Genomic DNA, 22,571 nt, shown 5'->3' with positions numbered 1-22,571 from the left:
TTATCTAAGCTTTTAAAAATTATTTAAGCGTCTAAGCTTCAAGCCTTTTAGATAGTTTTTCCTCAGCATACATCTGTTTTAAAACTAAATTTTCTTGTTCTAACTTGTCTAAACGAGCAAGAATTTGCTCACTTACATCTAAATAGTTTGCTTTCCATCGATAGAAAGTTGCCACACTAATTTGATATTCCTGACAAATTTGTTCGACAGTTGCGCCTGCTAAATTTTTTTTTACAATACTGTTGACCTGAGTTACAGAAAATTTTTGCTTCACATCGAATTCCTAAACTACTGTTCATTAAATTTCCAAATAAAAATTCTATAAACAGATAGGGTTAAGTTGAAATATCCTATTTTGGGATATTTTTAATTGTAACTGATATTGAGCCATGCGCTCAATACACGATCCAAGGTATCAAGACCTAATTAAGAAACTTATAGAACTGCGTGAGTCTAAAGATATGACTCAGGTTGAGCTTGCACGTCGTTTGAATAAGCCTCAATCGTATGTTTCCAAAGTCGAAATTTTGGAAAGACGACTAGATGTGATTGAATTAATAGATTGGTTGCAAATTTTGAAAGTAGAGCTAACAAGTTTTTTAAGTAGCTAAGCCAAAATAAAGCCTTATTAATTTTATAAATAGATCATCTGAGTAGCTATCAAATGTTATTTTAAAAATCCTACCTAATTTGCTATTAAATATAATAAAATATTGATTTTATTGGTATTTCATGATAGTTAAGTAAGTTTAATTTGAATTTCGATTTAATTATGAAAAAGAAAAATAGCTCTGCCGATAAAGGAAAAACTTTTGATCTCTTTACTAATAAAATGATGGAGGTTGGTAAACAAAAAAATGATATCAGGAATAATAAAAAAATTTTAGAGGCTGAAAAAATAATACCAATTCCAAACTATGAAATAGATCTCATAAAAATAATAAGAGAATACCATCCAATAGATGTTTTTAAGACTATTTTAATAGCTGAAAGTTGGGTACCCAATATTAATCATTTTATTAAATTTTCACTTTTATTTGAAATTTTTTTTACTATAAGTAAAGAGGATTTTATAGGAAAAAGAATTGAAAGTTACGAAGATTTTTCATTTTTTTTGACTAAAGTTTTCAAAATTTTACCTCATAATCCCATGATGGAGGATTTTTACCCTGTAGGTGATTGGGGGGAAGTAAAGTTTCAATTAGGGGAAAAATCATATAAAATTTTTTATGGTTCACCTCTATCTGATAATTATGGCTTTCTTAAAGGGTTTGAGATTAGTTACTTAAGTAGCACTCAAGCTATGGAAGATTTTAAACAAATCATTGAAATACAAAATAGTTTAATTTCTACTATAAACATACTAGCCGAAAAAAATGATGAAGATGAAAAGTTAGAAATTCCAACTGATATTTTTTGGCTAAAAATGATGGATTGGATTGATAATTTAAAAATTAAAAAAGTAAACAGTGCACTAATTGTTAAAAATGGAAACACTAGAAATAATAAAAATTTTTATGAAAGATATATGGAAGCGGATGTAAACCCATATTGTTATTTTGAATATGAAGAAATGATATATCCATTTTCATTAAGAAATCATATTGCTGTAATAGTTGAACATTATTACATGAAAGAAAATGTATCTTCGGAAATAATTTCCTTAAATATTTCAAATTTTTTAAAAGATAATATACCTAGTCTTTTATGTGGTTCTTTTAAAGTGCGTAATAATTCAAAAGTTTTACCTTATAATTTTTGCGGTGCTTTTCAAAGTAAGAGTAATACCTATTTCATTAACTGCTTATCAGTTGATGAATTTTGTAACTTTCAATCAATTAAAAATAATCTTAAAAAAATAATGAATACAAGTGATTGGGGAATACAGAAAATTTATTCTCATCTTGGTTTAAAACCACGGGGTGTAGATGGGAGTGATTTAAAATTTAATAAAATTAAGTTCATTTTTGTTTTAAGTGACTTAACTACATTAAGTAAAGTTTTGGATGCAAAGTTTGAAGAGAATATCAAGTTCATTACTATATATGACTTTGTCTCAATAATTGATTCTTTAGAGTCAAAAGAAGATTTAGATGGATTTATAGATTTTCATAATTTATACACACCCAAAACTTTATTTTTAGGCTTTAATTTAGATGGATATGCTAGTTATCGGGCAAGTTATGGACTGCTGGAAGATGGGGCGGTAAATTTCAATTTAATACATACTGACACACATTCTGGACATCACTTTAAATATAAGTCTTTAAAAGAAATGTATGCTGATTTAAGTGATTATTTACCTAATTCAGATAGTAAGTGGATTTCAAAAAGTGAATATGATAATAATTATTGTTTCCTTGCAAAAGATTTCAGCTCTTTAGTATGGTCATCATTAATTGATAACTACGTTATTCATTTCTTATTTGATTTCAGGATAGTAGATAAAAACATCGTAGAATTAAATCCAAAAGTTTTGGAGTTATTTTGTGAGGCAGCTGCTGATGCATTTTCTCAACGAAAATTAGCTTTATCATCTCTAATTTTGAAAAAAAATATAGTATTTCAAATTAAAGTAGGAAATTTAATTCAAGAAAACTCAAATATTTTTAATAGTGATTTTTATGTAAAAGATGAAGTTTTTAAAAATAATGTTAATTATTTAGTAGTTAATATATATTTGGATCTGAGTTATTGTTTTTATAAATTTCAGTCAAGCATTGATGCTGCCTTTCAAACAGAAATTTGTATAAAAATTCTTGAAATTATTAATAAATATTCAAAAATAGAAAATTTAAGTTTTATTATTTCAAAATTGAATGAAACGACTAATTGGCCTTTAAGAATGACAATGGGTCAACTAAAAACTCGTTTTGATATAGTAGAAAAAAATCCTAGAAATGTAAGCGAGTATAGATTTAAGTTGGCTAGGAAAAAAATTTCTTTCATTCTTAAAAATAATGATATTGAACCAAATAAATATACGGATAAGGACTTAGCAAAGTCTATAATTAATAGTGCTGCTGATGAGCTAAGAGCTTATATACACAATATTGTAAAAAATAGAAATACATTATCAATTTTAGAGATTGCTTTGGATGATTATTCCGCATTAGTAACTGATAACTACATCAGCTTTTTAAGTCAGGAGCAAAGTTTAAAACATCAAGTAAGCTATAATAGGGCTGAAAGATTATCTGAATTAGATTTTGATTTTAAAAGAAATTCACAAAATCATAGATACTTAATTGAATGTACATTAATGTTGGACAATGATAATGCACAGCTAATAACTGAAGATGAATTTCTAGATTTAATAGCACATATTCATTGGTTGCTTAACTTATACCATTCTAGCGACGGCTTACATTTTGGAATTGGAGTAGAAGGCATATATGTCGATAATACTTATGTACCAGAAATTTACATACCAAAATCCACAACTGAACTTGAAAATAAATTTTATGAAGAGTTAAGTTCTTATAAGCTTGGAATAGGTTTAAATTCTGAAGATGAATTGGAATCTATTATTCCAAAAGATGAGTATAAATTAATTAACGAGGCTTTTTATCAAGATTTGGGTTTTGGCTTTAAGAATTTATTTACGGTTTTATATAGTTTATCTAATTGGTCAAATATAAAAGAGATAAACCCTCAAACCTATTATAAGGCGGAATTTGACGAGTTAGTAGAGCTTATATTTAAGAACTTCACAGTAGAAGATGTAACTTTAAATGAAGTAGAAAAAATTATTCAATTTTTAATAATTGATAATGATAAAATTAATCAACTAGAAGGAGTTACTGATAGGCACTACGATGTTCCAGTAAGTGATCATAATAAAAGAACCAATAGAATTAACATTAAACCATTAGTAAAATTAAATAATACAATTATTTGGTCTCCAGCCTGCTCCTATAGATCTTTAGGAATTTGGACAAACCATACTACTGATGGATATCTTCCAGCTGATTTTAATTTTCCTAAAGTTAAGGATCTTGTTTTAAAGTCTAAAACATACTTGGAAAAGCAATTAGAAACTAAGGCATTTGATGTTTTGTCGAGAAGAACCAATTTTATTAAACATGGTATTGATCTGAAGAAAACTTTCTTTAAAGATGAGCAATACCCAGATATTGGCGATTATGATGTATTGGCTTACTTCCCTGATTCAAATAAATGGGTAATGGTTGAGTGTAAATATAATCAACCAGCTTACTGTTTAAAAGATATGAATCGTCTAAGGGTAAAGATTTTTGGTAAAGATGAGTTAGATACTAAGTCGCATATATCAAAAGTAAGAGGTAGATATGATTTTCTACTAACGGACTATGATCGTATAAGAAAGTCTCTTAATTGGCCTCAGCCACATACAGATAAAAAAATTGAAATTACCAATCTTTATATATCTAAGAATACATATTGGTGGTTTAGATATCCTCCTTATAACGTAGATCTCAATTTTGTTCAAATAGACTTCCTAGATCAATGGTTAAAAGACAATTTCGATGCTTAAGCTCTAGTAATTCAAACTTGATCTGAAAATTACTTAATACCAGATATATTTTTTTATTTTAAGTTTGAGTTAGTATTCTTAATTAAATAGATAAGATAATTTTCAAATGAAAGTCATCCTTAAATATTTTTAATAAACTTCATTGATAAAAAATAGAGCCTAAAGGCTCTATTTTTTATCAATGACAACTTATGTGTCGCTCAATGACATTTTATGCGTCGCAAATGACAACTTATGTGTCGCGTGACGGTGAGGTTGGACACCTTACCAGCTCAACGCACCACCAGTTTGATAATCAGTTACACGCGTTTCAAAGAAGTTCTTCTCTTTACGCAAGTCCATCATTTCAGACATCCACTGGAATGGGTTATTTACACCAGCAAACTGTTCAGGTAAACCTAACTGTGCCAAACGACGGTTACAGATGAATTTCAAATATTCTTCCATCATCGCTGCGTTCATACCCAATACACCACGTGGCATTGTGTCACGCGCATATTCGATTTCAAGCATAGTACCTTCAAGAATCATTTGAATGATTTCTTCTTGGAATTCAGCAGTCCACAAGTTTGGATTTTCGATCTTGATTTGGTTAATCATGTCGATACCAAAGTTCAAGTGCATAGATTCATCACGTAAGATGTACTGGAATTGCTCAGCAACACCATTCATCTTGTTACGACGACCCATTGACAAGATCTGGCTGAAACCACAGTAGAAGAAGATCCCTTCAAGTACGCAATAGAATGCGATCAAGTTACGCAGTAAGATTTGATCGTTTTCAGGTGTACCTGTTTGGAAGGTTGGATCACACAAAGACTGAGTATATTTCAAGCCCCAAGCCGCTTTACGAGCAACTGACGGAACTTCACGGTACATGTTGAAGACTTCGCCTTCATCCATACCTAAAGATTCGATACAGTATTGGTAAGCATGCGTATGAATTGCTTCTTCAAATGCTTGACGCAAGATGTATTGACGGCATTCAGGATTGGTAATGTGACGGTAAATCGCCAACACCAAGTTGTTTGCAACTAAAGAATCCGCAGTAGAGAAGAAACCTAATGAACGCATCACGATGGTACGCTCATCTTCAGTTAAGCCATTTTCAGACTTCCAAAGTGCGATATCGTGGTTCATGTTGACTTCTTGTGGCATCCAGTGGTTTGCACACCCGTCTAGATACTTTTGCCAAGCCCACTCGTATTTGAACGGTACAAGTTGGTTTAAGTCAGCGCGACAGTTGATCATGGCTTTATCATCAACTTGTACACGTTGCGCACCCATTTCAAGCTCTTCTAAGCCAGGTGCAACATCTAACTTTTCTAAGGCGTGAGATGCTCTTGCCAACGAATCGGTTGGATTTGTTGATCTTGCTGTATAGGTTCCAGCGGATTGTGTAGTTGCCACATTCTGCGATGACTGCTTTGTATCAGATACCACTTGCGAATCAGTCGTTTTTTTCTGTTCGACGGGCGCAGGCTGGTGAGCTTGTGCAGCTTGTTTCTGTTCATCATCTTCAAAATCGTCCCAACTTAGGATAGACATCGTTGTTCTCTCTTCGTTGTTAATATCTATGTTCGACATCTCACAATGGAAGATGTCACTACTATACGCTTATTCTGTGCAAGCAAAATTAAGTTTTGCCGATAGTTGTTTTGTTCTTGTTCGAAAGAACAGATATCCACACTACTTATTTTGCTTACGCTTTTGCTGCTTACGGATCGCAAAGAATGCATAGACCGCAGGCACGTAAAAAACTAAAAAGGCTAAGATCAGCACGATTACGCCTAACTCATAGTTATGACTTAAATGGAACATTTCTTCGCCTTTTATAATTTCAGATTTTTTGAATCCCCCTAAACCCCCCTTTTTTTAAAGGGGGGACTTTATTCCCCTTGAGGATTGGGGAGGATTACTTACTGACAAGCTTCACAATCTGGATTGTCGATTGAACATGCTTGTGGTACTGGTGCTGCTTGAGCGAAACCATCTTCTTCAGCAGGCGCTTCAGGTTTAGTTTCTTGAGCAACCGCAGCCACTGGTGCAGCAACAGTTGTTGCTTTTACTGCGTTTAAAGCACCCGTGTTAATGGTTGATTTTTCCGCAGAGGTTGCACCTAATGCACGGAGGTAATAAGTGGTTTTAAGGCCACGTAACCAAGCCATCTTATAAGTGATGTCTAGTTTCTTACCATTTGCACCAGCGATATAAAGGTTCAATGACTGTGCTTGGTCGATCCATTTTTGACGACGTGATGCAGCATCTACGATCCAACGTGTATCGACTTCAAATGCAGTCGCAAAAATTGCTTTTAACTCTTCAGGGATACGTGCAATTTTTTGTACTGAACCCTCGAAGTGTTTCAAGTCGTTAACCATCACAGAGTCCCAAAGACCACGATCTTTTAACGCACGTACCAAGTACGGGTTGATCACTGTAAATTCACCAGAAAGGTTAGATTTTACATAAAGGTTTTGGAACGTCGGTTCGATAGACTGTGAAACGCCACAAATGTTTGAAATGGTTGCTGTAGGTGCAATCGCCATCACATTTGAGTTACGCATACCGTCTTTTTGAACTTTAGTACGTAATGTATCCCAGTCCAAACGTTGAGTACGGTCAACTTCAAACATACGCTCTGGACGTGATTTTGCAACGATATCTAAAGAGTCGATTGGCAGGATACCTTGATCCCACAATGAACCTTTAAATGTTGAATACACACCACGTTCAACAGCAAGGTCGCTTGATGTTTGAATCGCGTAGTAGCTGATCACTTCCATTGATTCATCAGCAAAATCTACCGCTGCATCAGAACCATAACCCATACCCAATTCATATAAAGCATCTTGGAAGCCCATGATACCCATACCGACAGGGCGGTGTTTCATATTTGAATTACGTGCTTGTTCAACTGCGTAGTAGTTGATGTCAATCACGTTGTCGAGCATACGAACAGCAGTTTTAACTGTGCGCGCTAATTTTTCACGGTCTAAAGCACCACCTTGAACATGTTGTACAAGGTTGATCGAACCTAAGTTACATACTGCGATTTCATCTTTATTGGTATTTAAAGTGATTTCAGTACATAAGTTAGATGAATGCACTACACCCACGTGTTGTTGTGGTGAACGTAAGTTACATACGTCTTTGAATGTGATCCAAGGATGACCTGTTTCAAACAACATCGATAACATTTTGCGCCATAAGTCTTTCGCACGGATTTTCTTATGTAGCATGTTGTTTTCTTTTGCAATGCCTTCGTAGTAAGCATAGCGCTCAGCAAATTCACCGCCAGTTAAATCATGCAGATCAGGCGTTTCAGATGGTGTGAACAGTGTCCATTCAGCATCTTCAATCACACGTTGCATAAACAAATCTGGAACCCAGTTAGCCGTGTTCATGTCATGGGTACGACGACGGTCATCACCAGTGTTTTTACGAAGCTCTAGGAATTCTTCAATGTCCAAGTGCCAAGTTTCAAGGTATGCACATACAGCACCTTTACGTTTACCACCTTGGTTTACTGCAACCGCAGTATCGTTGGCAACTTTAAGGAAAGGTACAACACCTTGTGATTTACCGTTGGTACCTTTGATATATGAGTTCAAGGCACGTACTGGGGTCCAGTCATTACCTAAACCACCTGCCCATTTAGAAAGTAGGGCATTGTCACGCATCGCACCATAGATGTCATATAGATCATCTTGAATGGTGGTTAAGTAACAGCTCGACAATTGTGGACGTAACGTACCTGAGTTAAACAGGGTCGGTGTAGACGCCATATAATCGAAGCTAGACAATAAGTCATAGAATTCGATTGCACGGTCTTCACGCTGTTCTTCATTTAATGCAAGTCCCATTGAAACACGCATAAAGAACAATTGCGGAAGTTCGAAACGTACATCATTTGAATGAATGAAGTAACGGTCAAATAACGTCTGTAAACCTAAATAGGTAAATTGGTTTGAACGTTCTGGTTTGATCGCAGCTGCCAATTTTGCAAGGTCAAAGTTTAAAAGCTCAGGAGAGAGAAGCTCAAGCTCGATACCTTTGTTTAAATAAGTTTCGAGCGCATCGCCTTCGATGGTATCTGTCGCTAAACCTAAGAATTTTAAACCTGTCGCAACCAAGTCATCACGTAATAAACGTGCAGTTACATAAGTATAGTTTGGTTCTTGTTCGATACGGGTACGTGTTGCCATCATCATCGTAGTTGAGATGTCTGACTGTTTTACACCGTTATATAAGTTTTTAACTGTTTCATCGACAATGGCTTGAACATTGATGCCTTCTAAGCCTTCACTTGCTTTTTCAATCGTGGCTTGAAGTTTGCCCAAATCTAGAGGCTGAAGCTGACCGTTCGCATCTGTGATTTGTAAGGTTGGGTGATGATGAGCACCGGTTTGTTTACGTGCATCAGAACGTTGTTCACGATAGATCACATATGCACGTGCAACTTTTTGTTCGCCTGTACGCATAAGCGCCAATTCAACTTGGTCTTGAATTTCTTCAATGTGAATTGTTCCGCCAGAAGGTAAACGACGATTAAAAGTATTCATCACCATCTCTGTGAGCTGAGTGATGCGATCATGAATACGGCTTGAATCTGCACTTTGTTGACCTTCTACAGCCAAAAAAGCTTTACCAATTGCTACAGAGATTTTATCTGCATCAAAAGCGGCAACATCACCAGTGCGTTTAATCACTTGTAGTTGACCAGGGGTTGTAATGGCGTTCATTGTCAGCGTAGCTCCATTGTCATCATTGTTATGTTTATGGACCATTTGAATCGGACAAACTGCAAAATTTGTTGTCACGATGTTTGAGGACTAAACACAATACTTAGTGGTTTAATTTAATTTAGAACACAAGATACGGTAATTTTAAGGGTAGATCAATATTGACATTTCAAGAATATTTTATCCCTGAAAAGTAAATTTTTATTTGCATCTTTTTACCTCAAAGCGTCATTTTTGTTATATGCCTTATGAGACAAGCACATAGCATAGCAAAGACTCCGCAGAGTACTTATAGATAAGTGTGTGGATAACTCAAAAAACGATAAACTGATGAGACAGAATATGAACAATGAAATATTTTGTATAAAAATTAGTCCAGCTATTGATTGTCTTGAAGAAATTTAAAAATGATGTGTATTGATTTTATAAAACTGCCTACAATTCAATAGTTAATAAAAATATAACAAATTGATACGCTCATGTATCAGTTTGGTGAATGAGGTCTTGTTTACATTGTAAACGTGTGTATATTGCAAAACATAGTGTGTTGAATCTGCGAGATTTGTAGCAGACTCCAAAATCAAATATAGGGGCAAATAGATGAGCCAAGAAGAAAAGTTACCAAAGATTCTGATTGTTGAAGATGACGAGCGCCTAGCTCGCTTAACTCAGGAATACTTAATTCGCAATGGATTGGAAGTTGGGGTAGAGCCAGATGGTAACCGTGCGATTCGCCGCATCATTGCTGAACAACCAGACTTGGTTGTGTTGGATGTGATGTTGCCGGGTGCAGATGGTTTAACCGTTTGTCGTGAAGTTCGTCCACATTATCATCAACCGATTTTGATGTTGACTGCACGTACTGAAGATATGGACCAAGTTCTTGGTTTAGAAATGGGTGCAGACGACTATGTTGCTAAACCTGTTCAACCGCGTGTATTGCTTGCGCGTATTCGTGCATTATTACGTCGTACAGACAAAGCGCCTGAAGATGAAGTTGCACAACGTATTGAATTTGACGATCTTGTGATCGACAATGGCGGTCGTTCAGTGACACTTAATGGTGAGTTGGTTGACTTCACCAGTGCTGAATATGATCTACTCTGGTTATTGGCATCGAATGCAGGCCGTATCTTATCGCGTGAAGACATCTTTGAACGTCTCCGCGGTATTGAATATGACGGTCAAGACCGTTCGATTGATGTACGTATTTCACGTATTCGTCCAAAAATTGGTGATGATCCTGAAAATCCGAAACGTATTAAAACTGTACGTAGTAAAGGTTATTTGTTTGTTAAAGAGACTGGTCTATAAACGATGGGTCAGTCATCTAAGATGCTTGTCCATTACAGGACAGGCATAAAGAAGGTTAGTTTGCGTGTCTAAACACAGTATATTTTTGCGCATCTATGCAGGATTAGTCATTCTTGTTGTGTTGGTTGCCTTGTTTGGATATTTACTTGTCCAAATAATTAATTATCAACGTGCGCAGGAATATCGTGAGTCTCTCACAGATGGAATTTCATTTGTGATCAGTGAAGGTGTGGCACGTCAGCAAACTGAACAGCAGCGCCTAGATTGGATTTCAGATGCATCTGATCTATTAGAACTTCCCATTTATTATCTCGAAGCACGCAAAGTTGACTTATCTCGTACTGAAGAAAAACGTATAGAAAGCCAAAAAGCGGTAGTGCGCTATGATGCAGAACAAGGGATTGCCTATCTGGTGATAGGGATCAGAAATGACCCTAAACACTATTTATATATCAAAGTCGATCAAATTGGCGAACGCCAAATGAAGGCGCTTCCAGTATTTATTCTAGATTACTTGGTCTATTATCCCGGTCAAGAACAAGAATATCTTAATAAAATTCAACAACATTTCTCTTATCATGTTGGTGTGGAAAAGATTTCTCAGCTCAATCTCGATTCCGAGCAAATTGGTCGTTTAAGGTCAGATCAAAGTGTGATTTTATGGCGTGACAGTGCAACTGTACGCGGTACCACCATTTCGATTGTTTCACCCTTACCAAACTCACCTACAGATGTATTGGTGCTTGGCCCCGTTCCAATGTTTAACTGGATGCCCGTCAAATTGGCAGCCGGAATTACATTGCTGAGTATGTTCTTACTCTGTTTAGGGGTGTATGGATTGATTGTGCCGATGCAACGTAAGTTGAAACAGGTGAATGAAGCCTTGGATGTGATGAGAACAGGGGATATGTCGCAACGTGTACCTGTTGAGGGTTATGACGAAATGGCCAGTCTAGCCACCAGTTATAACAGCATGTCTGACCATATACAGCGTTTGATTGAAGCACAGCGTGAGTTAATGCGTGCGGTATCACATGAGTTACGTACACCTGTGGCGCGAATCCGTTTTGGTATGGAAATGCTGGCAGATGAAGATGACCATGAATATCGTTTGCAACAAGTCGAGATGATTGATAAAGACATCGAAGCGTTAAATACGCTGATTGATGAAATCATGACCTATGCGAAATTAGAGCAAGGTACACCATCATTAGATTTTGAAAAAATTGTATTGATTGATGTATTAAAGCAAGTTGCGGTAGAAACCGAAGCATTAAAAACGCAAAAGATTATCCATCTCAATCCACTTTCATCTGATGTGATTGTCGATGCAGAACGTCGTTATTTACATCGTGTTGTACAAAACTTAGTGGGGAATGCGATACGTTACTGTGATCATCAGGTCAATATCAGTGGTGGTGTCAATCACCAGACCAATATGGCTTATGTCTGTGTAGAAGATGATGGCCCGGGGATTCCAGAGGAAGACCGTAAACGTGTGTTTGAGGCATTTGCACGTTTAGATGATAGCCGTACCCGTGCTTCGGGTGGTTATGGTTTAGGACTTTCAATTGTTAGTCGTATTGCGTATTGGTTTGGCGGGACGATTGAAGTCGATCAAAGCTCAGATTTGGGTGGTGCAAGATTTACTATGTCTTGGCCTGTAGAGCGTTTTAAAAAGAAAAAAGCTTAATTGTTAAATCATGCTGTTAAATATTATCAATTAAGCGCTATTTGACTTGGTTCATCAGTCATCTTTAAAGTCATTATTTAAGATAAAACCACCTTCATCCTAACCTTCTCCCAACGGGAGAAGGGACGTTCAATACAAAAAATCACTCAAAAATATTGGATGCCTTTTGATCTATATTTTCAGAAGATTGGAATTGCTCCATCCACGGCAATGCGAAAAGTTGGGATCAGAAAATGACAAATGAAAATATTTTTCTAAGAGAATTTTCAATATATAAAGAATCAATGATAAAAATATTGAATCTTATGATTTCTGATGACTATGAAGAATTGGTAAAAAATAAACTGGCCTATCCATCAACGGCAAATGAATATAGAGTTGCTGTAAATGAATTTGCGCATTTAAGTGGATTTGTGAAAATGACACAAATCCCTGACGATGTGCTGGGGGATACAGAGGTTTTCTCTCTCAAAGGAGATCGTGTTAATAAACATATAATTGAGGTCCAATTATGGTTTGATGATTCTGAATCAGATTTATATGCTGTTTTTTGTGCGCCAATAAATGCAGGTAAACTACTACATTTGTATGATATTCGCGTTATGTAAAAATAACGATATCTATCGGAACATCAAAACGTACTCTTTGTCAGACCTTTCTAAGCATAATTACGCAGACCAAACTAAATAGCTTGAGCATTGATGTTGATATTGATAATGATAATATTCATTAAGGAAATTTGAATGGTGAACGCTAATTTTGATATTACTATTGATCATGCATTTAATGGAAATGGGCATCCTGCATTTATAATAAAAATTGCCAACCAATATATTGAAATTAATATTTATATTTCAATTGACCAAGTGGAAGAATTGAAAAAAATAACAACTGATTCTGTTGCTTCTATAAAGGCAGGAGAATCTGCCAACAGCCCAGTTCATTGGAAAAAAGGTGATGATGGCGAGATTTATATTTTGATCGGGGAGGATTGTGAATCTTGGGATATCGTATTAACCATCAGCATTGATTTAATTGCAGAAATTATCACAGGTATTACTGATCTTGTATAAAATTGAGTTTTTCAGAAGATTTTGACGTCACTACGAATGATCAAGGTTTATTTTTGCGTCTTCGTTTTCAAAGGCCATTGGCAGTGTTGGTCGATACTGTAGTCAGTAAACTGATCCATGTCATCAACCTAGCACGCGATACTGGGTTCAAGTCATCAGCTTAGAGCACAATGCCATGGGGCAGCGATCCTGTTGGGTTTCGTGTAGTGTGGATACTGGATGAATAAGAAGAATGCGATTGTGGACTGAAGGCTTGGTTTCAAATAAAAAAACCACCGAAAATTTTCGGTGGTTTTTTATGTCTGAGTGTTGCTTAGTCAAGATCTTATTGTTGAAGCGTCGCATCAGGTGCAATGATTGGCTTGCTGTCTCGCAATGCTTGTAATGCATCATGATTAAAGTCAATCAATAAGCTATTTTGTTCAGCGTCAATTTTATAACTGCTAATGATTTTTTGGTCACCTTGAATGGTATCAATACGATATTCATCCGCGATATTTAAAATCCCTTCTAGATTTGTCGTGGTTGCGGCAAGATCTTGGCGGAAAAGCTCATAAACATCTCTTAGATCAAAAATTGCATTTTGTGCATCAGCGTGTTTTTTGACGTAATTTTCAATATGACGAATCAGTAATTGTGCAAATAAAAAATAGTTTGGCTTGCTGCTGAATTCCATCTTGTTTTACCCCTAAATTATTGATTTAAAGTTGTTCATATTGAATAGCATATACATAAAAGTAGTTCAATGTGTATAGGCTCTGTAGACAATTCGTCTAAGTTTGCGACAATGAACACCTTTTACTGCAATTGGGTGTTAAATATAAAATTTGCTGATTTAAGTGGCGATAAGTTACTCATCTTTCAAACAGCTTTAGTTTGGGCCAGTTTGGGTGCGCTTAAGTGTGTGGTATGTGCGAAAAATGACATGATTGACAGTGCTGACTATTTCGAAAATTTAAATCAGAAAATCATAAGAGGGCACAAGGTAGGTCAAAAGTAGGCATTGAACATTTGGCGCTGGATGGTTTAAAGCGGGTTATTTCACTGAAATAAGTTGGTTTTGATAATAGTAAAGTATAAAAAATTATAAATAACTTTGTAATATTTAAAAATTATCACAATAAGATAATTTTTATTACTTGATTGATCTAATGTGACTATTTTATCACATAGAATGTAACAAAATATTTTAGATGGTAAATCCTTATATTTGTAGAAATTAGCCAATTAAATCGCAGAAAAGCATAGATAAATCGAAGCTTTTATTTGGACTGAATCGGATTAAGCTACTGATTTGTCATTTTTAATTCATGATTAAAAAATAAACTTCGGAAAAACTAATAAGAATAGGGATGGAAATTTGATAAAACGATAAGTCAGCGCTGTATCGCTGTGAATCAGGAAAAATTATGGCTTTTGTCTAAAAAATCATCCGAAAGACTTAGAGCTATTAACTAGCAACAGATGACATCAATCGGGTACAATTGACCAGATTTATTTTGTGTTTGGTGTATTTGCAAGGCCAATACATACATTCTTTGTTAAATAATAGGCCTGCCAGGAGTTATCCCCGCATGAGTGCCATTACTCCATACGATTGGGCAATCATTGCCTTCGTGATCGGCGTGACATTTTTATGTGTCTTTATGCTCACCGTTCCTTTGCTCCTTGGGGGTAAATCATGGGGACGTGCGAAGCAAGAGCAATTTGAATCAGGTGTGGTTAGTGCTGGTGGTGCACGTATCCGCTTGTCTGCGAAGTTCTACCTTGTTGCAATCTTCTTTGTTGTATTCGATTTGGAAGCCCTCTATTTATATGCATGGGCGACATCTGTACGTGAAGTAGGTTGGGTTGGTTTTTCAGCTGCAGCTGTATTTATTTTAGTTTTACTCGTTGGTTTGATTTATGAATTATCTACAGGTGCATTGAACTGGTCACCTTCAGATAAACGTAAAATCGCAGGGATTAAACCTAAAATTGGTTCACCAAATATGGACCTTGCAGAAATTACTCGCTTCAATTCAATTGAAGAGTTGGTGATGGATCCTACTGGAACTATTCCAGCTCAATCTTCTGGTCGTGTGAAAGATAAAACACCGACCATGTCTCTGAACAAGGAGTAACTCGGGAATGAAATATACTTTAACCCGTGCGAATCCAGAAGCTGAACAATATCCGCTTCAAGATCGTCAAATTGTGACAGATCCACTTGAAGAAGAAGTGAATAAAAATGTGTTCATGACTCGCTTAGAGGATGTGGTACACACAGCTGTAAACTGGGGCCGTAAAAACTCAATATGGCCTTTTAACTTTGGTACATCTTGCTGCTACGTTGAATATGCAACCACGTTAACCGGTGTGCATGACTTGTCGCGCTTTGGTGCCGAGGTTATTCGTGCTTCGCCACGTCAGGCAGATTTGATGATCGTTGCAGGAACTTGCTTTGTTAAAATGGCACCTGTAATTCAACGTTTGTATGAACAAATGCTTGAGCCTAAATGGGTGATTTCAATGGGTGCTTGTGCAAACTCTGGTGGTATGTACGACATCTATTCTGTTGTACAAGGTGTGGATAAAATCATTCCTGTTGACGTGTACGTTCCAGGTTGCCCACCACGTCCAGAAGCATTGATTCAAGCCTTGATGTTATTGCAAGACCAAATTCAATTAGAACGTCGTCCGCTCTCTGCGGTAATCGGTGATGATCTTCAGCCAGTGTATAAGCCAAAGATGATGCCAGAACGCGACCGTAAGAACGCTGAACGTATTGCAGTGAAAAACTTACGCTCTATGGATGAAATTGAGTAATTTTTTCTGATGAGTATTTGACATATCTGATGGATATGGTCATCAGGGAATTTGACAGAATTTGTATTAAATAGGAAGCCAAGCCAATGGCTGAAACTGAAATTGCTATGCCAGAATCGACTCCAGTTGATTCCCGCCCAGCATTTGCAATTGTAGAAGATCTCAAAGCCAAATTTGGCGAGAACTTTTACGTGCAACCGACGTTTGAAGATTTTCCGACGGTCTGGGTTGAGCGCGCACGTGTACAAGAAGTTCTAATGTACTTGCGTACAGTACCACGTCCTTATGTGATGCTGTTTGACTTATCTGCGGTCGATGAACGTTTGCGTAACAACCGTGATGGTTTACCTGCATCTGATTTCACAGTGTTCTATCACTTACTTTCATTAGAACGTAATAGTGATATTCGTATCAAAGTGGCGTTGAGTGAGAACGATATTAACGTTCCAACAGCGACCAATATTTGGCCAAATGCCAATTGGTACGAACGTGAAGCTTACGATATGTTTGGGATCAATTTCGAAGGGCATCCAATGCTTCGTCGTATCTTGTTGCCAACTTATTGGGAAGGTCATCCACTACGTAAAGAATATTCTGCACGTGCGACTGAATATACACCGTACATGCAAGACAAGGCTAAACAAGATTTCGAACAAGAACATCTTCGTTTTGTTCCAGAAGATTGGGGTCTAACACGCGGTAACGCCGATGAAGACTTTATGTTCTTGAACTTAGGACCTAACCATCCATCTGCGCATGGTGCATTCCGTGTAATTTTGCAGCTTGATGGCGAAGAAGTGAAAGATTGTGTGCCTGATATTGGCTATCACCACCGTGGTGTGGAAAAGATGGCTGAACGTCAAACTTGGCATTCATTTATTCCATATACAGACCGTGTTGACTACTTAGGTGGTTGTGCGCAAAACATGCCTTATGTCATGGGTGTGGAGCAACTTGCAGGGATTACCGTTCCTGATCGTGCACAATGTATCCGTGTCATGATGTCTGAATTATTCCGTATCAATAACCACTTGTTGTATATCGGTACTGCGATTCAGGATGCCGGTGGTATGACACCAGTATTCTATATGTTTGCGGATCGTCAAAAAATCTATGATGCAATTGAAGCGATCACAGGTTTCCGTATGCACCCAGCATGGTTCCGTATCGGTGGTACAGCACATGACCTTCCAAACAACTGGCAAAAACTGATTCGTGAAATTCTCGAATGGATGCCAAAACGTTTGAAGGAATATCATACTGCTGCACTGAAAAACTCAGTATTTGTGGGTCGTACCCGTAATGTTGCGCAATACGATGCTAAATCGGCATTGGCTTGGGGTGTAACAGGTACTGGTTTACGCGCGACAGGTATTGATTTTGATGTTCGTAAATATCGTCCATACAGTGGTTATGAAAATTACGATTTTGAAGTGCCGTTAGAGTATGAAGGCGATGCTTACGCGCGTGTGATGGTTCACTATCGCGAAATCGAAGAGTCGTTAAAAATCGTCAAACAGTGTTTGGATAATATGCCTTCTGGTCCTTATAAAGCGGATCATCCATTGGCAGTTCCACCACCAAAAGATAAGACTTTACAAGATATTGAAACTTTGATTACGCACTTCTTGAGCGTGTCATGGGGTCCTGTAATGCCAGCTGGTGAAGCCTCTGTAATGGCAGAAGTGGTGAAAGGTGCGTCTAACTATTACTTGACTTCAGATAAGTCAACCATGAGTTACCGTACCCGTATTCGTACGCCTACTTTCACCCACTTGCAGCAAATTCCTTCCGTGATTAACGGCAGTCTTGTATCTGACTTGATCATTTATTTAGCGACAATTGACGTCGTTATGGCTGACGTGGATCGCTAAGGGGTAAACGCATTATGATGATTTTGACTGATAAAAAGCCACGTGTGAATGTTGAAGGGATTCTGACCAGCGAAGAAATCCATGAAATTGAACATCACATGGGTCACTACCCATACCCACGCGCAGCGTCTTTGGATGCTTTAAAGTGTGTACAACGCCGTAATGGTTGGGTGGATGACGCGCAGTTACATGCAATTGCTCAATTATTGACAATTACAACTGCGGATTTAGAAGGTGTTGCAACATTCTATAACCGTATATACCGTCAGCCTGTAGGTCGTCACGTAATTTTATTATGTGATTCGATTGCATGTTTCTTGATGGGTGCGGAAACTTTAGCAGAAGCTTTCCAACGTGAACTGGGTATCCAATTTGGTCAAACGACAGCTGATGGTCGTTTTACTTTATTGCCGATCTGCTGTTTAGGGAACTGTGACAAAGGTCCAACCCTAATGATTGATGAAGATACACACGGTTTGGTTGAAGTGACTTCTGTGAAACAGTTATTGGAGAAGTATGTATGAATACCGAACCAAGACCAATTTATGGCGAAGGAAACCCTGAAACTCACCCATTAACATGGCGTTTGAGTAAGCAGGAATTTGTTCGTAGTGCTGATGACTATGAAGCTTTAGAAGGCTATGCAGGCTTTAAAAAAGCGCTTTCTATGCCACCTAAAGATGTTCTTGAAGTCATCAAAGCAGCGACTGTAAAAGGTCGTGGTGGTGCAGGTTTCCCAGCAGGGATTAAATGGTCATTGATGGCACCCAATGATGGTGGTCCTCGTTACCTAATCTGTAATGCCGATGAAATGGAACCGGGAACATTCAAAGACCGTTTGTTGATGGAAAAACTTCCGCATCAATTGATCGAAGGGATGTTGATTGCAGGTTATACCCTCGAAGCAACTCAGGGTTATATCTTCATTCGCGGTGAATACATTGAAGCTGCACAATACTTAAATGAAGCTTTAGAACAAGTGCGTGCTAAAGGTTATTTGGGTGACAACATCTTAGATACAGGTTGGAACTTTGACCTGCATGTGCATACTGGTGCGGGGCGTTATATCTGTGGCGAAGAAACTGCATTGATTAACTCACTCGAAGGTCGTCGTGCAAATCCACGTACTAAGCCTCCATTCCCGCAAGTTGCAGGTGCATGGGGTCGTCCGACCATCGTAAACAACGTAGAAACCTATAACAACTTGCCAGCAATTATGTTGCGTGGGCCGGAGTGGTATATCGGTTTGTCTGCGGGTAAATCTAAAGATCCAGGCACTAAAATTTATGGTGCATCAGGTAAAGTGACTTTCCCTGGTCTTTGGGAATTACCGTTTGGTACGACTGCACGTGAAGTGATTGAAGACTATGCTGGCGGTATGCGCGATGGTCTTAAACTTAAAGCATGGTTACCGGGTGGGGCATCGACTGACTTCTTGGCTGCTGAACACATTGATCTTCCAATGGATTCAGAAAGCATTATGAAAGCAGGTTCTCGTCTAGGTACATGTTTGTTAATGGTCGTTGATGAAACCCAGTGTATGGTTTCTGCAACGCGTAACTTAGAAGAATTCTTTGCACGTGAATCATGTGGATTCTGTACGCCATGCCGTGATGGTTTACCTTGGGCGGTCAAAGCACTTGTCGCAATTGAGAAAGGTGAAGGGAAGATGGAAGACATTCAACATCTTCAAGAACTGACTCGCAAATTGTGGATTGGTAAAACATTCTGTGCTCACGCACCAGGTGCGATGGAACCATTGATGGGTGCACTCAAATATTTCCGTAGCGAGTTTGAAGCTAAAGTGACAGATCGTCCTGTAGCCCAAGCCAGCCACGTAGAACAAGTTTAAGGAATTCGACTATGGCTACAATTCATGTCGATGGAAAATCGTATGAAGTCAATGGCTCGGAAAACTTGCTACAAGCATGTTTGAGTCTTGGCATCGACATCCCATATTTTTGTTGGCATCCAGCTTTAGGTTCTGTCGGTTCTTGCCGTCAATGTGCTGTTACTCAATATGCGAATCCAGAAGATACTCGTGGTCGCTTAGTAATGTCATGTATGACTCCTGCATCTGACAATACCTTTATTTCGATTGAAGACAAAGAAGCAAAAGATTTCCGTGAATCGATTGTGGAATTCTTAATGACCAACCACCCACACGACTGTCCAGTCTGTGAAGAGGGTGGTCACTGTCATTTACAAGATATGACAGTAATGACGCAACATGATCGTCGTCGTTATCGTTTTACCAAACGTACGCATCACAACCAAGAGTTGGGTTCTTTCATTGCACATGAGATGAACCGTTGTATCGCATGCTACCGTTGTGTTCGTTACTACAACGATTATGCTGGTGGTACAGACTTTGGTGTTTATGCCAATGCATCACGTGTCTACTTCGGTCGTCCAGAATCAGGCACTTTAGAGTCTGAGTTCTCTGGTAACTTGACTGAAGTGTGCCCAACAGGTGTATTTACCGATAAAACCCATTCGGCACGTTATAACCGTAAGTGGGACATGCAGTATGCGCCTAGCGTATGCCAAGGCTGTTCTTCTGGTTGTAACATCTCTCCGGGTGAGCGTTATGGCGAATTACGTCGTGTAGAAAACCGTTTTAATGGTGACGTTAACCAATATTTCCTTTGCGATAAAGGTCGTTTTGGTACGGGTTATGTGAACCGTGAAGATCGTCCACGTCAGCCGCAATTCCGTGCTGCAACAGAAGTTAAAACTGTTTCTGTTGATGTGGCGCTGGATTCAGTGATTGAAAATGTTCAAGGCAAAAAAGTCTTGGGTATTGGTTCTCCACGTGCATCATTAGAATCAAACTACGCGTTGCGTGAGTTGGTTGGCCAAGAAAATTATTCAACAGGTCTTTCTCAAAAAGAACAGAACTTGGTTGAACTTGCTGCATCGATTATGCAAGCTGAGGGTGTTTATAACCCAAGTATGCGTGAAATCGAAAGCTATGATGCAGTCTTGATCTTGGGTGAAGACTTAACGCAAACTGCACCACGTATGGCATTGTCTGTTCGCCAAGCTGCGAAAAACAAAGCCAAACAAATGGCTGCAGACCGCCGTACCCAAGATTGGTTAGCTGAACCTGTAAAACGTATTGGTCAGGATGCAAATTCTCCAATCTATATCTTGGCTGCAACACAAACACGTTTAGCTGATATTGCTGAGGGTGAAGTTGTTGCTTCTCCAAACGATATTGCACGTTTAGGTTTTGCGATTGCTGCGGGTGTAAACGGTGATGCGATTCTTGGTTTAGATGATGATGCTAAAGCATTTGCACAAACCATTGCGGATACGTTAAAAGCTGCGAAAAAACCATTAATCATCTCGGGTACTAGCTTACAAGATGCTGCCATCATGGAAGCTGCTGCACAAGTTGCACAAAACCTAGGTGGAAATGCAGGCTTAACATTGACAGTTCCAGAAGTGAACTCAATGGGTATGGCTTTGTTTGGTGGTTTAAGCTTAGAACAAGCATTTGCTCAAGATTATGAGTCAATCATTATTGTTGAAAATGATTTGTTCCGCCGTTTACCTGCTGTACAAGTTCAGGCAGCTCTAGACAAAGCGCAAAGCGTGATTGTGCTTGATCACTCTGAAACTGAAACCGTAAAAGCGGCGGATGTTGTCTTGTCTGCTGCAAGCTTTGCAGAAGGCGATGGGACAGTGGTCAGCCAAGAAGGTCGTGCGCAACGCTTCTATCAAGTTTATGACCCAAGCTATTACAAACCAGAATATGCCATCAAAGAATCTTGGCGCTGGTTACATGCCATTGAAACGGGTGTGAAAGGTAAAGCGATCTCGTGGACATTGCTGGATGACGTAATTGAGTCTGTGGTCAAAAATGTTCCAGTTCTTGAAGCGATTCAAGATGTTGCACCTGATGCGGGCTACCGTGTTCATGGCTTGAAAATTGCCCGTGAACCACGTCGTTACTCAGGTCGTACTGCAATGCGTGCACCATTAAACGTACATGAGCCGAAACAACCTGTCGATGTCGATTCCGCATTAACATTCTCTATGGAAGGTTATGTTGGACCGCAAAATGCATCGTCATTGGTTCCATTTGCATGGGCGCCGGGTTGGAACTCACCACAAGCTTGGAATAAATACCAAGACGAAGTGGGTGGTCATCTTAAAGGCGGTGATTCAGGCGTTCGTTTATTTGATCGCTTAGTAAAACGTCCTGCACGTAGCTATGTGGCGCCAACTGCGGTTGTGGCAAATCCAGAGAGTTTCCGTCTGGTTCCAATGCATCATATTTTCGCTTCAGGTGAATTTACGATTAAAACGCCGGTGATGGAATCGCGTATTCCAGAAGCGACTTTTGCCGTGGGCGAGCAAGATGCAGCACGTTTAAATGTTCAAGATGGTCAACAACTGACAGTGAAAGCAGGCGAAACGACGATTAGTCTTCCTGTGCATGTGATTGAATATTTACCAACAGGTTATATCGGTTATCCAGTCGGCCAAGCACCAACAGTTTCACTTGCTGAACCTGTATCTGTAACGGTAGGAGTGTAA

The 22,571-nt window shown here is 38.3% G+C and carries 17 protein-coding genes; 12 read left to right on the top strand and 5 right to left on the bottom strand.

All coding sequences use genetic code 11. The features are described 5' to 3' along the window. Positions 1-31 precede the first annotated feature (31 nt). Complete coding sequence (locus CQZ96_RS09775; protein ID WP_004819310.1) at positions 32-274, bottom strand: transposase; 243 nt, start codon at positions 272-274, stop codon at positions 32-34. A gap of 115 nt (positions 275-389) precedes the next feature. Between CQZ96_RS09775 and CQZ96_RS09770 the strand changes: the two genes are divergently transcribed. Together CQZ96_RS09770 and CQZ96_RS09765 are read left to right on the top strand one after the other, a co-directional pair. Then, positions 390-611, top strand: a complete 222-nt coding sequence (locus CQZ96_RS09770; RefSeq protein WP_035370864.1) for a helix-turn-helix domain-containing protein — start codon at positions 390-392, stop codon at positions 609-611. A gap of 161 nt (positions 612-772) precedes the next feature. Continuing rightward, the gene (locus CQZ96_RS09765; protein ID WP_105713248.1) at positions 773-4,516 is read left to right on the top strand and encodes a hypothetical protein; all 3,744 of its coding nucleotides are present in this window, start codon (positions 773-775) and stop codon (positions 4,514-4,516) included. Positions 4,517-4,780: 264 nt separating this feature from the next. Here the strand turns inward: CQZ96_RS09765 and CQZ96_RS09760 are convergent, their stop codons facing one another. From CQZ96_RS09760 to CQZ96_RS09750, 3 genes are all read right to left on the bottom strand, one after another. After that, positions 4,781-6,064 carry a ribonucleotide-diphosphate reductase subunit beta gene (locus CQZ96_RS09760; RefSeq protein WP_004722861.1) on the bottom strand — a complete coding sequence of 428 codons (1,284 nt, stop codon included), beginning with the start codon at positions 6,062-6,064 and terminating at the stop codon, positions 4,781-4,783. Between the two features lie 141 nt (positions 6,065-6,205). Continuing rightward, entirely contained in the window at positions 6,206-6,337 is a 132-nt protein-coding gene (locus CQZ96_RS09755) for a preprotein translocase subunit YajC (protein ID WP_004722859.1), read from the bottom strand. Between the two features lie 98 nt (positions 6,338-6,435). Beyond that, positions 6,436-9,306, bottom strand: a complete 2,871-nt coding sequence (locus CQZ96_RS09750) for a ribonucleoside-diphosphate reductase subunit alpha (protein WP_081407422.1) — start codon at positions 9,304-9,306, stop codon at positions 6,436-6,438. A 555-nt stretch (positions 9,307-9,861) separates the two neighbouring features. On the opposite strand from CQZ96_RS09750, the gene bfmR reads away from it, so the two are divergent. The 4 genes from bfmR (at position 9,862) to CQZ96_RS09730 (ending at position 13,341) form a co-directional block, all read left to right on the top strand. After that, positions 9,862-10,575, top strand: coding sequence for a response regulator transcription factor BfmR (gene bfmR, locus CQZ96_RS09745; protein WP_004722855.1), 714 nt, complete (start codon positions 9,862-9,864; stop codon positions 10,573-10,575). Between the two features lie 64 nt (positions 10,576-10,639). Continuing rightward, entirely contained in the window at positions 10,640-12,268 is a 1,629-nt protein-coding gene (gene bfmS / locus CQZ96_RS09740; RefSeq protein WP_105713247.1) for a sensor histidine kinase BfmS, read from the top strand. A 233-nt stretch (positions 12,269-12,501) separates the two neighbouring features. Then, on the top strand, positions 12,502-12,876 hold the full coding sequence (locus tag CQZ96_RS09735) for a hypothetical protein (protein ID WP_105713246.1): 375 nt from the start codon (positions 12,502-12,504) through the stop codon (positions 12,874-12,876). A gap of 135 nt (positions 12,877-13,011) precedes the next feature. After that, positions 13,012-13,341, top strand: coding sequence for a hypothetical protein (locus CQZ96_RS09730; protein WP_105713245.1), 330 nt, complete (start codon positions 13,012-13,014; stop codon positions 13,339-13,341). Positions 13,342-13,666: 325 nt separating this feature from the next. Here CQZ96_RS09730 and CQZ96_RS09725 read toward each other — a convergent pair whose 3' ends face one another. Further along, entirely contained in the window at positions 13,667-14,017 is a 351-nt protein-coding gene (locus CQZ96_RS09725; protein ID WP_004722847.1) for a hypothetical protein, read from the bottom strand. Between the two features lie 898 nt (positions 14,018-14,915). On the opposite strand from CQZ96_RS09725, the gene CQZ96_RS09720 reads away from it, so the two are divergent. The 6 genes from CQZ96_RS09720 (at position 14,916) to nuoG (ending at position 22,571) form a co-directional block, all read left to right on the top strand. Beyond that, entirely contained in the window at positions 14,916-15,464 is a 549-nt protein-coding gene (locus tag CQZ96_RS09720) for an NADH-quinone oxidoreductase subunit A (protein WP_004722844.1), read from the top strand. Positions 15,465-15,471: 7 nt separating this feature from the next. Beyond that, positions 15,472-16,149: a NuoB/complex I 20 kDa subunit family protein gene (locus CQZ96_RS09715; protein ID WP_004722842.1), complete on the top strand. Its 678-nt coding sequence runs from the start codon at positions 15,472-15,474 to the stop codon at positions 16,147-16,149. Between the two features lie 86 nt (positions 16,150-16,235). Then, positions 16,236-18,023, top strand: coding sequence for an NADH-quinone oxidoreductase subunit C/D (gene nuoC / locus CQZ96_RS09710; protein WP_004722840.1), 1,788 nt, complete (start codon positions 16,236-16,238; stop codon positions 18,021-18,023). A 14-nt stretch (positions 18,024-18,037) separates the two neighbouring features. Then, positions 18,038-18,547 carry an NADH-quinone oxidoreductase subunit NuoE gene (nuoE, locus tag CQZ96_RS09705; RefSeq protein WP_004722839.1) on the top strand — a complete coding sequence of 170 codons (510 nt, stop codon included), beginning with the start codon at positions 18,038-18,040 and terminating at the stop codon, positions 18,545-18,547. Further along, entirely contained in the window at positions 18,544-19,875 is a 1,332-nt protein-coding gene (gene nuoF, locus CQZ96_RS09700; protein ID WP_034611088.1) for an NADH-quinone oxidoreductase subunit NuoF, read from the top strand. Before nuoE ends, nuoF begins: the two co-directional genes overlap by 4 nt. 11 nt (positions 19,876-19,886) lie before the next feature. Continuing rightward, positions 19,887-22,571 (top strand): NADH-quinone oxidoreductase subunit NuoG, encoded by a 2,685-nt coding sequence (gene nuoG / locus CQZ96_RS09695; RefSeq protein ID WP_004819329.1) that lies wholly within the window; start codon positions 19,887-19,889, stop codon positions 22,569-22,571.

It is taken from the genome of Acinetobacter sp. MYb10 (genome assembly GCF_002980175.2).
In the GTDB taxonomy this organism is placed as follows: domain Bacteria; phylum Pseudomonadota; class Gammaproteobacteria; order Pseudomonadales; family Moraxellaceae; genus Acinetobacter; species Acinetobacter guillouiae.
Note: the sequence above shows the minus strand (reverse complement) of the source record. Positions and strands in the feature narration are given on the sequence as shown.